The following is a 13,863-nucleotide window of genomic DNA, read 5'->3' as shown; positions in this document are numbered from 1 at the left end:
GCACCTAGAGATGAGTGAATATCTCCTGTTGTTGATTGGCACAGTGCTGGTCAATAACTTCGTCCTGGTAAAATTTCTCGGCCTGTGCCCCTTTATGGGGGTATCGTCCAAGCTCGAGTCCGCCATTGGCATGTCCATGGCGACCACCTTTGTGCTGACGCTGGCGTCCATACTCAGCTATCTGGTCAATCAATACCTGCTGCTCCCCTTTGAGCTGGGCTATCTGCGCACCATGAGCTTTATTCTGGTGATCGCCGTAGTAGTGCAATTTACCGAGATGCTGGTACAAAAAACCAGTGACAGTCTGCACCGGGCATTGGGCATCTACCTGCCACTTATCACCACCAATTGCGCCGTACTTGGTGTGGCCCTGCTCAATATCAACGAAAAACATAACTTCATCGAATCCGCCATTTACGGATTCGGCGCCGCCCTGGGCTTTTCCCTGGTGTTGATTCTGTTTTCTGCCATGCGCGAACGTCTTGCGGCTGCCGATGTGCCACAGCCCTTTCGCGGTGGTGCCATCGCCATGATCACTGCCGGATTGATGTCCCTGGCCTTCATGGGTTTCACCGGACTGGTTAAGTAATATGTCAGCGATTGTTATTGCCGTTGTTCTTCTTAGCCTGCTGGCATTGGTGTTTGGTCTTATCCTCGGCTATGCCGCGGTGCGCTTCAAGGTGGAAGGTAACCCCATAGTCGACCAGGTAGAAGCCCTGTTACCGCAAACCCAATGCGGTCAGTGCGGTTATCCCGGTTGCCGTCCCTATGCGGAAGCCATAGCCAATGGCGACAAGATAAACAAGTGTCCCCCCGGCGGCACCGCCACCATGGAAAAATTGGCCGAGTTGATGGGTGTCGAGCCCGAGCCTTTGGACGCCGCCATAGACAATCAGGTCAAGAAAGTCGCCTTTATCCGCGAGGAAGAATGCATCGGCTGCACCAAGTGCATCCAGGCCTGTCCCGTTGACGCCATAGTGGGTGCCGGCAAATTGATGCACACAGTTATCGCGGCCGACTGCACGGGTTGCGATCTGTGCGTTGAGCCCTGCCCCGTGGATTGCATCGATATGATCCCCGTCGCCCCCAGCATCAAAAACTGGGATTGGCGCCTCAATGCCATCCCTGTCACCCTGGTTGAAGAGGAAAAAGCGTGCTGAGTCTGATTGAGCAACTGGATAAAGGTGTACTGTGGCGCTCAGCCGGGGGCATTCATCCTCCGGAACTCAAGACCCTCTCCAACGGCAACCCCATTGCCAAAGTCAGCGCCGTACAACCTCTGCTGCTGGCACTGCCCCAGGTGGGCGATAATGCCACCCTGCTGGTGTCGGTTGGCGACAGGGTCCGCAAAGGGCAATGCCTGACCACAGGCTCTGGTATCCACTATCTGCCGGTGCACGCGCCCGTTTCCGGTACGGTGACGGCCATAGGCCAGCGGCCCAGCAACCATGCATCGGCCCTGCCGGTGCTGACACTGGAGCTGACCTCTGACGGTGCCGACGAATGGGTTGAATTGCAGTCTGCCGATCCTGAAGCGGCCGACACCAAGACCCTGCTCGGCAAGATCCGCGACGCCGGTATCGCCGGCATGGGTGGCGCAGCCTTTCCCAGTCATATCAAACTCAACCCCGTCAGCGAAATTCAGCTGCTGATCATCAACGGTGTTGAATGCGAGCCCTATATCACCGCCGACGACAGGTTAATGCGCGAATATGCCGATGGCATCTTCGACGGTATCCGCATCATGGAGCGCTTGCTGCAGCCTGAGCGCATTGTTATTGCCATTGAAGATAACAAGCCCGAGGCAGCCGAGGCCATGGAGCAGGCGCTCAAGCGCAGCAAGCTCAGTCCGGGATGCGCCAGGGTGACTGTTATCCCCACCAAGTATCCATCAGGTGGTGAAAAGCAACTGATTCAGATCCTCACCGGTCAGGAAGTGCCCTCGGGCGGGATCCCGGCCCAACTGGGTATAGTGGTGCACAACGTCGGCACCGCCTATGCGGTGGCCGAGGCCGTTATTCAGGGCAAGCCCCTGATTGAGCGCGTCGTGACCGTCACCGGACTGGGGGTTGGCCGCCCGGGTAACTACTGGGCACCCATCGGCATCCAAATAAGCGATCTGTTACACCAGTGCCAATTCAAGGCCACTCAGGTACAAAGCGTTATCCAGGGCGGCCCCATGATGGGCTACACCCTGCCGCAATTGGATGTGCCGCTGCTCAAGGGCAGCAACTGTATCCTGGTGCCCACAGCCGACGAGTTGGGGCCGGATTTGGACGAAAAAGCCTGTATCCGCTGCGGCGAATGCGCCCAGGCCTGCCCGGCACTGCTGCTGCCGCAACAGCTGTTCTGGCACGCCAAGGCCGGCGAATATGACAAGGCCGAAAGTTTCAACCTGCGTGACTGCATAGAGTGCGGCTGTTGCAGCTATGTCTGCCCCAGCGATATCCCGTTGGTGGAATATTACCGGGTAGCCAAGGCCGCCCTGCGCCAGGATGCGGAAGAAAAACGTCAGGCAGAGCGGGCCAAGGTCAGGTTCGAAGCCAGATTGCAGCGACTTGAGGAAGAAAAACAGGCCCGCGAAGTCAAGGCACGCGAAGCAGCGGAAAAACGTCAGGCCGCCATGACGGGCCAGGAAAAAGACGCCGTGGCCGAAGCCCTGGCGCGGATCCAGGCCAAAAAGGCTGCCCAGGCGACCGAAGGCCAGCCCAAGGCTGCAACCGACACCAACACAGTGGCAGATCCCAAGGCCAAGGTTGCGGAGGCCATAGCCCGCGCCAAGGCCAAGAAAGCCGCCCAGGCAGAACAGGGCAACGAAAACCCGGAACATAACGAAGCCCCTGCGCAGTCAGCGGTGGTTGACGACACCAAGGCCAAGGTTGCCGCGGCCATTGCCCGTGCCAAGGCCAAGAAAGCCGCTCAGGCAGAACAGGGCAACGAACCCCCGGAACAGAACGACGCCGCTGCGCCGTCAGAGACGGTTGACGACACCAAGTCCAAGGTTGCCGCGGCCATTGCCCGCGCCAAGGCCAAAAAAGCCGCCCTGGCGGCCGGAGCATCCGAATCGGATGCCGTTCAGGAACAGGCTCCTGCGCAGGCCGAAGCCGAAGCCGACAACCAGGGTGCGGATGCCAAAGCCGCCCGGGTCGCTGCAGCAATAGCAAAAGCCAAGGCCAAAAAGGCCGCCGCCGATGCCGGTGAAAAGCCGCAAGCGGCTCAGGTAGATGCCCAGATAAGCTCTGAGCCAAATAAAGAGGCAAGCCATGAGCCAAGTCAAGAGGCAAGTGCTGAACTCAAAGCCGATACACCCGTGTCGGCTGCAGACGCCAAAGCGGCCCGCGTCGCCGCAGCAATCGCCAAGGCAAAAGCCAAAAAGGCGGCAGCATCTTCCGAAAGCCCGGAAAGCGCCGGCGAGCCGAAAGCCGTTCAAGAGGTTCAAGAGGTTCAGTCAGCTATAGCGCAGCCACAGGCCGGCCAGGCATTGTCAGCTGAAGAGCAAAAGAAACAACGGATTGCTGCAGCGGTCGCGAAAGCCAAGGCCAACAAGGCCGCCAGACAGCAAGAGGATTAATTGATGGCGTTTAAACTTGCGTCCTCGCCCCACATAGGCAAGATGCTGCAAACTTCCACCGTGATGCAAAGGGTGCTGCTCTGTGCCCTGCCCGGCCTGGTGGCCCAATGCGTTTACTTCGGCTGGGGAACCCTTATCCAGGTGATCCTGGCGATTGTCGTGGCCCTCGCCTGCGAAGCGGCGGTCATGAAACTGCGCGGGCGCAGCGTCAAGGCGGCCCTTAGCGATCAAAGCGCCATGCTTACCGCCTTGCTGCTGGGACTGGCGCTGCCACCTTTGGCCCCCTGGTTTGTGGTAGTCATAGGCACAGTGTTTGCCATAGTAATAGTCAAACAACTCTATGGTGGTCTTGGCCATAACCTGTTCAATCCTGCCATGGCTGCCTACGTGCTGTTGCTGGTGTCCTTTCCCGTGCTGATGACCACCTGGGCAGCACCGGCGACCATAGCGGCGCAATCGGCCGATCCCTGGACGGCGCTGGTGACCATTTTCAGCAGCCAGGGTGCCGAGGTCTTCAGGCTTGGCATAGACGGCGTCACCATGGCGACACCGCTGGACACCCTCAAAACCGACCTGTCCATGGGCTTTACCACCACCGAGAGCCTGGCCAAGCCGGTATTCAGCGGCAGCACGGGTGAAGGCTGGTTCTGGGTTAACCTGGCCTATCTCGCCGGTGGCCTGGTACTCTTGTACCTGAAAACCATACGCTGGCACATCAGCGGTGGTCTGCTCGGCGCTCTGTTTATCTGCTCCCTGTTTGGTTTTGCCGTGTCTCCCGACACCCATGCCAGCCCGGCACTGCATCTTTTCAGCGGCGCCACCATGCTGGCGGCGTTTTTCATCGCTACCGATCCCGTCACCGCCGCGACCAGCCCCAGGGGCAGGCTTATCTTCGGCGCCCTGATAGGTGTTCTGGTTTACCTTATTCGCACCTTCGGCGGTTATCCCGACGGTGTCGCCTTCGCCGTACTGCTGGCCAACCTGTGCGCACCTTTCATCGATTACTACGTCAGACCCAGGACCTATGGTCACAGGGCCGGGATTTGAGGAACTAAACCATGAGCCGCACCATGTTGAAAAATGGCCTGCTGCTGGCCTTGTTTGCGCTGATCTGTACCGCACTGGTGGCAGTGGTCAACAGCCAGACCAAAGACAGGATCAAGGCCCAGGAACAACTGCAACTCCAGAAGATCCTGCACCAGATAGTGCCGGACGAGATCCATGACAATGAACTCAGTGAGCATTGCACCCTGGTGCACGACCCAGTCGTGTTTGGCACCGACGATGCCCTGCCCGCCTACCTGGCCACTCGCGATGGCAAGCCCGTCGCCCTGGCAATAGAAACCCAGGCTCCCGACGGCTATAACGGCGCGATACGCCTGATTATCGGCGTGGACATGCAGGGCAAGGTGCTGGGGATCCGTACCCTGAGCCATCAGGAAACCCCCGGATTGGGTGACAAAATTGAACTGGCCAAATCTCCCTGGGTGCTGGCCTTTACCGGCAAGCCCTACAGTCAGGAAGAAGATGAAAACTGGCAGGTGAAAAAGGACGGCGGTGAATTTGATCAGTTCACCGGCGCCACCATCACCCCCAGGGCCTATCTGAAGGCCGCACGCACTACCCTGGCCTGGCTTGAGACCAACAGAGAGTCCCTGTTCCGCCAGGCACTGCACTGTGACGAGGAGAAAGGTCATGAGTAATCTGCGCGATATCGCCTGGCAGGGGTTGTGGAAAAACAACCCCGGTCTGGTGCAGCTGCTGGGCCTGTGCCCCTTGCTGGCGGTGACCGCCACACTGACCAACGCCCTGGGACTGGGACTGGCCACCCTGGCCGTGTTGGTGGGTTCAAACGTGTTGGTGTCTCTGGTGCGTGACTATGTGCCCAAAGAAATCCGCATTCCGGTGTTCGTGATGATCATTGCCGCCCTGGTGACCTCGGTGCAGCTGCTGGTCAATGCCTATGCCTACGGCCTGTACCTGTCTTTGGGGATATTCCTGCCGCTGATTGTCACCAACTGCGTCATCATAGGCCGCGCCGAAGCCTTTGCCTCGCGCAATTCGGTACTCCACGCCGCCTTTGACGGTTTGATGATGGGACTGGGCTTTACCGCCGTTTTGGTGGTGCTTGGCGCCAGTCGGGAGATCCTCGGCCAGGGCACACTGTTTGCCGGCGCCGATCAGTTGCTCGGCGACTGGGCCCTGTCATTGCGTATCGAGCTGTGGCAAACGGATAACAGTTTTCTGCTGGCCATGTTGCCACCGGGCGCCTTTATCGCCATGGGGCTGCTGATCGCCGCCAAGAATCTGATTGATGCCCGCTTGCAGGCCCGTCGCCCCAAGCCAGCCGAAGCCGCCACCATTACCCGGGCCAGGATCACCAAGGTCAGCTAAATAGAACGGCAAACAGATGAACCAGCAAAAGCGAATTGAAATTCTGACCCGTCTGCGGGCCAACAATCCCAAGCCGGAAACCGAGCTCAACTTTTCCAGCCCCTATGAGTTACTGGTGGCGGTAACCCTGTCGGCCCAGGCCACGGACGTCAGCGTCAACAAGGCCACCGACAAACTCTTTCCCGTAGCCAATACCCCGGCGGCCATGGTGGCGCTCGGTGTTGAGGGACTCAAGGAATACATCAAGACCATAGGCCTGTTTAACAACAAGGCCATCAACGTGGTGGCCCTGTCGCAAATTCTGCTGGATAAACATGGCGGCGAAGTTCCCGAAGACAGGGAAGCGCTGGAAGCCCTGCCCGGTGTGGGCCGCAAAACCGCCAACGTGGTGCTCAACACCGCCTTTGGTTGGCCGACTATTGCCGTCGACACCCATATCTTTCGCATGGCCAACCGCACCAAATTTGCCCCCGGCAAAAACGTGGTGGAAGTGGAACAGCGAATGCTGAAGGTGGTACCGGCGGAATTCAAGGTGGATGTGCATCACTGGTTTATTCTGCACGGCCGCTACACCTGCCTGGCGCGCAAGCCTCGCTGCGGCAGTTGCATCATAGAAGATCTGTGTGAATTCAAGGACAAGGTTTACCCTGAGGAATAATGCCTCGCCTTTTTCTTTGTCGTTTTCTTTGTCAAAGAATGCGCAAAAAAAGAAGCCGCTCAATGAGCGGCTTTTTCCTGTTTGTTAGTCAGACAACTCAGGCAAAGGCTGAGGCGAAAGCCGCGAAAAACAGCGCAAGTACGGCAAGGCTGCCAATAGTCATTCTGAGTTCAATATTCATGGCCGTCTCCTTCAGGGAACTGATGCCATTATTGGCCTTGTGGACATTAGCCGCCAGTGGCAGTGTCAAAAACTGTGACGCTGCGCCGATTAAAAACACCCCTTTCAGCGAACGGCGTCTCCTTTCACTCGCCACAGAGGCATTTTGACTCTGCTATACTGGCCAACCTGAAGAATTCAAAGGAAACTATTCCATGTCTCAACTGCTGCATACCATGATCCGTGTCGGAAACCTGGAACGCTCCATTGCCTTCTACACCCAGGTACTGGGTATGAAACTGCTGCGCACCTCGGAAAACCCCCAATACAAATACAGCCTCGCCTTTGTCGGCTACGGTGAAGAAGCCCAGGGTAACGCTGTCATCGAACTGACCTACAACTGGGACGTGGACAGCTACGATCTCGGCACCGGCTTTGGCCACATCGCCATAGGCACGGAAGACATCTACGCCCGCTGCGACGCCATCGCCGCCGCCGGCGGCAAGATCACCCGCGCCCCCGGTCCCGTGGCCGGCGGCACCACGGAAATTGCCTTTGTCGAAGACCCAGACGGGTACAAGATTGAGCTGATCCAGCTCAAATCTGCTATGAAAGGCCTCGGTTAAACTCCGTTCACGTCTTCATCAGATGTCCCCCAAAGTCGGAATATTGCATCCTCCCCGTTCCGACGCTGCCGAGGACGTTGCTGAAAATGGCGTCGCGAGGGCGAATGCTTGCCCACGGCAAGCGTGCTCATGAGCGCGAGGCATGGATGCCGAGCTGGCTGTTGTCCACGGATGGATTTGGATGCCGAAGCAGCGCCAGTCGAATCAGGGGCGAGTGTCACACAGTGACAAGATCACGAGCGCGAGGCACTGACGCCGAGCTGGGATGGATTTACACGGATGTAAATCCGAGCGTCTGGCGCGCTAGCCAATTTTCAGCATAAGGCCAAGGAGCTGTCAGCGTCGGTGGGGTGTCCTTGGGGTTGCAAGGGCGAAGCTCGTAAGAGCGCCATGAGCGCGAACCATGGATGGTGAGCTGGCAGTTAAACAGGGAAGTTGTTCGCGGACAAGCAACGCCCCTTGCCCGGGTGTGGGTTGGAGACCCACGACCTTGTGCCGCTGGCACAGCGGCTATCTTTAATGCTGGCATTAGCATCAACCTCTTGATGCAACCAATCACCTGCGGTGCACTTTCGCACTGCCACACCCGTGACACGCCGTAAATACTTCCCTGTAGGCTCACCGGCGACGTCCATGTCGCCGATGGTCACTGGTGCGGCAGTGCTAATAATGGGTGTTCCACTCCGCCACTGACAGAATCATTCAATTCGTTTAAGAGCAACTCTGAAGCCAGAATACTACACCCTCCCCGTTCCGACGCTGCCGAGGACGTTGCTGAAAATGGCGTCGCGAGGGCGAATGCTTGCCCACGGCAAGCGTGCTCATGAGCGCGAGGCATGGATGCCGAGCTGGCTGTTGTCCACGGATGGATTTGGATACCGAAGCCGTAGCATGACCAAGCTCAGAAGGCCGAGGAGTTTTCGGCTCCGGCTGGGTGCGGCACGGAGATCCAAGAGGGCGAAGGTCACGCAGTGACAAGCTCCTGAGCGCGAGCCAGGGATTGGCGAGCTGGCCGTTAAACAGGGTTGTTGTTATTGCTGTTGAGCCCCTTTTGGCCGGGTGTGGGTTGGAGACCCACGACTTTAAGCTGCTTGAAAAGCAGCATCTTTCAATCGCCTCAGACACTTCCACCGTCAGGTGTACTACATCACCTGCGGTGCGCTTTCGCACTGCCACACCCGTGACACGGCGTAGATCCTTCCCTGGAGCCTCCCCTCGCCATCCATGGCTCGGATGGTCACTGGTGCGGCAGTGCTTGTTCAAAGGTGTTCCACTCCGGCAAATGTGTGGCCTCTGGCTGAAACTCAAAAGCACTTCAAATTTTCACTTGCCCACTGACAGCAACCTCTGCCAAGATGCTGATTCAAGGAGATAAAACAACGTTCAGGGACGAAGCACACCACTTCAGCCCGTGCGGTAGCCATGCCCTTTGCCAACGCCTTTTCCGTTTGAATGCCAATCAGTTTTCCACTGCATCGCAAAGATTCACAGAGTTATTGCCAATGGCAAAAACACAAGCACGGATTTCTGCATTCCATGGCACTGTTTCATAGAGTTAACGTGGCTGTTGTTGTAAGAAATCAAAGTCTTAAACAACCATCAAATTCAGATAACAGACCGTTTAAATGAGCAAAGCGTGCCGGCACGCTGAGGGCAAAAACGTACCTGTAAGGTAATGGAATGAACTGCTTCATTCCGTTAGTTGAAGCCGAAAGGCCTCCGGCCTGCCCCGCGGAGATATGCGATCCGGCACACTATACAATTGTTATGCATTCTAAATGGAAGTTTGATTATGAAATTGAATAGCCTTAGCGATGTTTTCGAACGGCGGTTATTGCGTATTCCTGACTATCAACGCGGATATGCCTGGAAGGAGCACCAAGTTGAAGACTTTTGGGAAGATATTCTTCAGCTTGAATCTGATCGAATTCACTATACTGGTGTAATCACACTTGAACCGGTAAAGTCCAGTTTGTATCAGCGCTGGGAAAAAGACCTATGGCTAATCGAAGGTGTAGGTTTTCGCCCATTTTATGTAGTGGATGGTCAACAGCGGTTAACCACTTCAATGATCCTTTTGCAAGCAATCCTTGAATCAGTCGATAGCGGCGCAGAACTGAACTATCAATCGATAGCTTCTATTCGTAAGCAGTTCATATTTTTTGAAGCGGACAATAAATTGCAGCAGAGCTTCATCTTTGGGTATGAGAAAGATAATCCCAGCGATGAATACATGAAAACCAAGATCTTTGGTGAGTATTCCAGCTCAAATCAGTTTGTTGAAACGCTCTATACACGCAATCTCAGCTTTGCTAAAAGCTACTTTATGGAGCGGTTAGCTGGAATGTCAATTGATGAGATAGCCGTAATTTATAAGAAACTAACGCAGAAACTGAAATTCAATCTGTACGAAATTGACGAAGAGATTGATGTTTTTGTTACCTTCGAGACTATGAATAATCGGGGTAAGCCGCTGACCAGTTTGGAGTTACTTAAGAATAGATTGATCTATCTTTCGACCTTATTTAAAGACAATGAGGGTCGAGAACAACTAAGGGCCAATATTAATGATGCATGGAAAACCATGTATGAGTACCTAGGTAAAAATCCTGATGTTCCCCTGAGTGACAACCTCTTTTTGCGTAACCATTGGACGATGTTTTTCAAATATACTCGCCAGAAGGGAGATGATTACATCAATTTTCTGCTGGATGAGAAATTTAATGCCCGAAATATTACTCACCCCCCAAAAGTTGAAGATGAACTTAAGATTGAAGAGATCTCTGACTATGTGAAAAGTCTTCAGCAGTCTGTTGTCTACTGGTTCTTTATGCATGATCCATATTATACGCAAGGCAATCAGCTGAACGATTCTCAGAAACTGTGGCTGGACCGTTTGGAGCGTTTGAGCTTTAGGTCTTTTAAGCCTCTGATCTTGTCGGCATTTGTCTCCAAGCAAGATCCCGAAATGACTAGTAAGCTGCTGGCAGCGGCTGAACGCTATAACTTCACATTGTTCAATCTAAGCCAGCGCCGTGCGAATACCGGTGATACAGAGTTCTTCAGTATGTCTCGTGATCTATTGACTGGGGTTAGATCGATTAAAGAGGTAGTTGAGTCCATAAATGCTTGGATTGATCGCTACTATGATCCTGAGAAATTTCTAGCTCACATTGAAGAGAAGTACGAGTTGGACAGGGACGGCTTTTACCACTGGGATGGTATTCGCTATTTTCTATATGAACATGAGTACTGGCTCAAGGAGAAAGGTAAACAGGCAGCCAGTAAACTCACTTGGAATGTACTGAAAACCAGTAAAAAAGATCATGTGACTTTGGAACATATCTTTCCACAAACTCCTGACGATGCCTATTGGACTGAGCGTTTCGGTCATCTGAATGAGCAGGAACGGCGCTATTTAACCCACTCATTAGGCAATCTTTTACCTCTTTCTCGCTCCAAAAACTCGGCATTGCAAAATGATAGCTTTCCTCAAAAAGTCAATAACGGAACAGGTGTTGGTTATTACAATGGCTCGGTTTCCGAGAATGAGGTTGCTCAAAATCAAGACTGGACTCCGAATCAAATATTAGAACGAGGTTTAGAGCTTCTTAGATTCATGGAGCATCGCTGGAATATACATTTGGGTGATTCTAATTTTAAAAAACGATTATTGCACATAGATAGGGTAGATCTAACAAATGCATAACAAGGTGCTTCTCGGACTATTATTCCAGTGAAGTAAAAAAAATTTGCCGCAGAGCGCGGCGTTAACCCCATAAGGAAATCACATGGCCGCGAAGAAAAAAAATGATGAAGTTATTGCTCTAGCTGGAGACGATGAAAACTCACCTCGGCCAAGATTACATAAACTCATAATCCAAAATTTCAGATCAATTGGTTCTGAGAAGGTAGAGATAGAGCTTGATGACATTGTTGTTTTGGTTGGACCTAACAATGTAGGAAAAAGTAGTATTTTGAGGGCTTATGAGACCGTAATGTCGCATGGTTCTAAAGATGGAAAATTGACGATTAATGATTTTCCAAATGGGCAGGTTGATGCTGATAACCTACCAACAATTGAGCTCCATACTATCGTATTTAATGATGCACCTGGAGATAGGTGGCTTGATCCTACCGCAGCAGGTGAGTGGTTAATTCGAGAAAAATGGACATGGGACAGCCCAAATAAAGACCCTAAAAGGCAAGGCTTTGATGTTCAGAAAAATGATTGGGACGATCAGGTTCCGTGGGGCGCTCCAAACGTTGCGAATTCTCGCCGGCCACTGCCTCATAGGATTGATGCTTTTGCTACTCCGGAAAAACAAGCCGCTGAAATAACAAAGTTGATAACCAGTCTTCTAAAGGAAAAGCTTTCCGAAATAAAATCGGAGCCTGATCAGGAGAAATCTGACTATGAGCTTGTTCTTGACAAAATAAAAGATCTTCAGACTAAAGTTGTTCAAGCAACTGAAGATGAGATTAAAGTCATTGAGAATGAAATATCAGATTACTTAGGAAAGCTTTTCCCGAAGCATAAGATTAAATTTGATGCCAAACCAGAAGCTGATTTAGAAAGTGCATATCAACCCTTCAAAAGCACCGCTGATTTGTTAATGGGACCTGAGAATGGATATTTTTCATCCATTGAGCATCAGGGTTCTGGAGCGAGAAGAACATTGCTGTGGGCCACATTAAAGTATCTTTCTGAGTCTCAAGATAAAAAAGGTTCCCGCCCACACGTACTGTTATTGGACGAGCCAGAAATTTGCTTGCATCCATCAGCAATTCGAGAAGCAAGAACCGTTCTTTATGAACTGCCAGCAAGCGGAAATTGGCAAGTAATGATTACTTCCCATTCGCCAATATTTATTGATCTTTCAAAAGACAACACGACCATCATTCGAGTTTTTCGAGAGAGTGATAGCGAAGTAAAAAGTACTACGCTATATAGGCCAGAAAGAGCAAAACTAGATGATGATGACAAGAAAAACTTAAAGCTTATGAATATTTGCGATCCTTATGTTCATGAGTTTTTCTTTGGTGGGCGCCAGATCATTGTCGAAGGAGATACAGAGTACACCGCATTCTCAATGATTAAGGAAATTTACCCTGATGAGTATAGTGATGTTCAAATAATTAGGGCTAGAGGTAAAGGCATAATTCCTTCAGTTGCCAAGGTATTAAAACAGTTCTCAAAGTCATTTTTTATTCTTCATGATACTGACGTAGAGCTAACAACCAAAGGGAAAAGAAACCCTGCTTGGGGAATGAACAATACGATAGCGACACTTCTGGACGAAGATAAAAAGGTGAATCTCGTTGCTTGTAAAACCTGCTTTGAAACAGCGATTTTTGGTGAAGAAGTTAGCGGTGAAAAACCGTACAATGCATTAACTAAAATACGAACTGATGAGGTTGCTAAAAGTAGAGTTAAATCTTTGCTTGACTACCTTATTGGAGTAGAAGGTGCGCAGCTTCCCAACAATTGCATCCATTGGACCAAAATTGAGCAATTGGCTTAACAAAGCATTGCAGAGGACAAGGCTAAATGCGGCGTTATGTGCCAGAGAACGATCTATGAAGCATGGAATAATCGGATTCATAGCCGGGGTACTTGTTTGTACAAGTATTTTAATACTAATTCTAAGGTACGAACAGGAAAGTAAATATGAATTCGGACAGAACCAAGGATTAGTCACCGGGCAATGGCAGACGTTGAATAAACTAAGGCCATACCTTCAACAAATTCCACATGACAAGGAAGTACAAATTTTGCTATCAGTTAAAACAAGCGAATTGGTCGTCTACAAGGCGTACGATAAAAGTTTCATTGGCCCAAGAGAGTGATCACACATAACAAGTTAAATCAGCGGAAAACCACCGGCTACACTCGCGTTTTCCGCTGTTCAAGGCGTTCTGAATCACAAGAGAAAACTTATGCCCCATGATGCCAAACGCCTCTTGTACATCGCATCAGCCTTTTTGGCCGTGCTTATTCTCATTCCTGTGATTGGACGCCTGGCCAATAGCTATGTTGGCTACTTTTTATTTCTCGAATTCGTCGTGTTACTGCCGTTGCTCGTGTTGATGAGCGCCGATACATTACAAGCGCTGGATGTGGACCCCGGAGGAAAAAAGGCCGCCAGAGTCGCGGTTCGCTTGATCGCTAGCGGGCCGGTCTTGGTGTTTGGTTTGCTTGGGATAATTTGTGGTGGTGCTGGAATCGTCTGGGTTCTGTACAACCTATTAATTGAAAGACAGCCAGAATTTACCGGCTCCTTCTATGCTGGCTTTGGTATCGGCCCGGCAGTACTGCTTTTCGGGCTCGCAAAGGTGTTATCGGTATTTCGTAGAGCTGTAAAAAACGAATCAGAAGCCGAAGATGATGAAAGCGATACGTGACCGCTGCCGAGGCACTCTTTACGTGCAGCGTTAATCCCAATTAGACATAG

General features: G+C 52.1%; 12 protein-coding genes. All 12 read left to right on the top strand.

Annotated elements, in window-relative coordinates; translation table 11 throughout:
- The first annotated feature begins 10 nt into the window (after positions 1-10).
- The 12 genes from rsxA (at position 11) to JYB85_RS08595 (ending at position 13,813) form a co-directional block, all read left to right on the top strand.
- Complete coding sequence (gene rsxA, locus JYB85_RS08650; RefSeq protein ID WP_207381859.1) at positions 11-589, top strand: electron transport complex subunit RsxA; 579 nt, start codon at positions 11-13, stop codon at positions 587-589.
- Position 590: 1 nt separating this feature from the next.
- Positions 591-1,160: an electron transport complex subunit RsxB gene (rsxB, locus tag JYB85_RS08645; protein WP_207322958.1), complete on the top strand. Its 570-nt coding sequence runs from the start codon at positions 591-593 to the stop codon at positions 1,158-1,160.
- Positions 1,154-3,571 (top strand): electron transport complex subunit RsxC, encoded by a 2,418-nt coding sequence (rsxC, locus tag JYB85_RS08640; RefSeq protein WP_207381858.1) that lies wholly within the window; start codon positions 1,154-1,156, stop codon positions 3,569-3,571. The genes rsxB and rsxC overlap by 7 nt, the downstream gene beginning before the upstream one ends.
- 3 nt (positions 3,572-3,574) lie before the next feature.
- Entirely contained in the window at positions 3,575-4,618 is a 1,044-nt protein-coding gene (gene rsxD / locus JYB85_RS08635; RefSeq protein WP_207381857.1) for an electron transport complex subunit RsxD, read from the top strand.
- Between the two features lie 11 nt (positions 4,619-4,629).
- Complete coding sequence (rsxG, locus tag JYB85_RS08630) at positions 4,630-5,274, top strand: electron transport complex subunit RsxG (protein ID WP_207381856.1); 645 nt, start codon at positions 4,630-4,632, stop codon at positions 5,272-5,274.
- Positions 5,267-5,965, top strand: coding sequence for an electron transport complex subunit E (locus JYB85_RS08625; protein WP_207322954.1), 699 nt, complete (start codon positions 5,267-5,269; stop codon positions 5,963-5,965). Before rsxG ends, JYB85_RS08625 begins: the two co-directional genes overlap by 8 nt.
- A 16-nt stretch (positions 5,966-5,981) precedes the next feature.
- Positions 5,982-6,623, top strand: a complete 642-nt coding sequence (gene nth, locus JYB85_RS08620; RefSeq protein WP_207322953.1) for an endonuclease III — start codon at positions 5,982-5,984, stop codon at positions 6,621-6,623.
- Positions 6,624-6,685: 62 nt separating this feature from the next.
- Entirely contained in the window at positions 6,686-6,952 is a 267-nt protein-coding gene (locus tag JYB85_RS08615) for a hypothetical protein (protein WP_207381855.1), read from the top strand.
- A gap of 45 nt (positions 6,953-6,997) precedes the next feature.
- Positions 6,998-7,408: a lactoylglutathione lyase gene (gene gloA / locus JYB85_RS08610; protein WP_207322952.1), complete on the top strand. Its 411-nt coding sequence runs from the start codon at positions 6,998-7,000 to the stop codon at positions 7,406-7,408.
- A gap of 1,792 nt (positions 7,409-9,200) precedes the next feature.
- Positions 9,201-11,117: a DUF262 domain-containing protein gene (locus tag JYB85_RS08605; RefSeq protein WP_207381854.1), complete on the top strand. Its 1,917-nt coding sequence runs from the start codon at positions 9,201-9,203 to the stop codon at positions 11,115-11,117.
- Positions 11,118-11,199: 82 nt separating this feature from the next.
- Positions 11,200-12,933, top strand: a complete 1,734-nt coding sequence (locus tag JYB85_RS08600) for an ATP-dependent nuclease (RefSeq protein WP_207381853.1) — start codon at positions 11,200-11,202, stop codon at positions 12,931-12,933.
- A 415-nt stretch (positions 12,934-13,348) separates the two neighbouring features.
- Entirely contained in the window at positions 13,349-13,813 is a 465-nt protein-coding gene (locus JYB85_RS08595; RefSeq protein ID WP_207381852.1) for a hypothetical protein, read from the top strand.
- Positions 13,814-13,863 lie beyond the last annotated feature (50 nt).

Origin of the sequence: Shewanella sedimentimangrovi (assembly GCF_017354965.1) — a bacterium.
GTDB lineage: Bacteria > Pseudomonadota > Gammaproteobacteria > Enterobacterales > Shewanellaceae > Shewanella > Shewanella cyperi.
The sequence above is the reverse complement of the archived record's forward strand: the minus strand, read 5'-3'. Positions and strand labels throughout refer to the sequence as shown.

Excerpts from the sequence above, each read along its gene's own strand:
- JYB85_RS08605 (WP_207381854.1), top strand. The coding sequence starts at position 9,201 with ATGAAATTGAATAGCCTTAGCGATGTTTTCGAACGGCGGTTATTGCGT.
- rsxD (WP_207381857.1), top strand. The coding sequence starts at position 3,575 with ATGGCGTTTAAACTTGCGTCCTCGCCCCACATAGGCAAGATGCTGCAA.
- rsxA (WP_207381859.1), top strand. The coding sequence starts at position 11 with ATGAGTGAATATCTCCTGTTGTTGATTGGCACAGTGCTGGTCAATAAC.
- JYB85_RS08600 (WP_207381853.1), top strand. The coding sequence starts at position 11,200 with ATGGCCGCGAAGAAAAAAAATGATGAAGTTATTGCTCTAGCTGGAGAC.
- JYB85_RS08595 (WP_207381852.1), top strand. The coding sequence starts at position 13,349 with ATGCCCCATGATGCCAAACGCCTCTTGTACATCGCATCAGCCTTTTTG.
- rsxB (WP_207322958.1), top strand. The coding sequence starts at position 591 with ATGTCAGCGATTGTTATTGCCGTTGTTCTTCTTAGCCTGCTGGCATTG.
- nth (WP_207322953.1), top strand. The coding sequence starts at position 5,982 with ATGAACCAGCAAAAGCGAATTGAAATTCTGACCCGTCTGCGGGCCAAC.
- JYB85_RS08625 (WP_207322954.1), top strand. The coding sequence starts at position 5,267 with ATGAGTAATCTGCGCGATATCGCCTGGCAGGGGTTGTGGAAAAACAAC.
- JYB85_RS08615 (WP_207381855.1), top strand. The coding sequence starts at position 6,686 with ATGAGCGGCTTTTTCCTGTTTGTTAGTCAGACAACTCAGGCAAAGGCT.
- rsxG (WP_207381856.1), top strand. The coding sequence starts at position 4,630 with ATGAGCCGCACCATGTTGAAAAATGGCCTGCTGCTGGCCTTGTTTGCG.
- gloA (WP_207322952.1), top strand. The coding sequence starts at position 6,998 with ATGTCTCAACTGCTGCATACCATGATCCGTGTCGGAAACCTGGAACGC.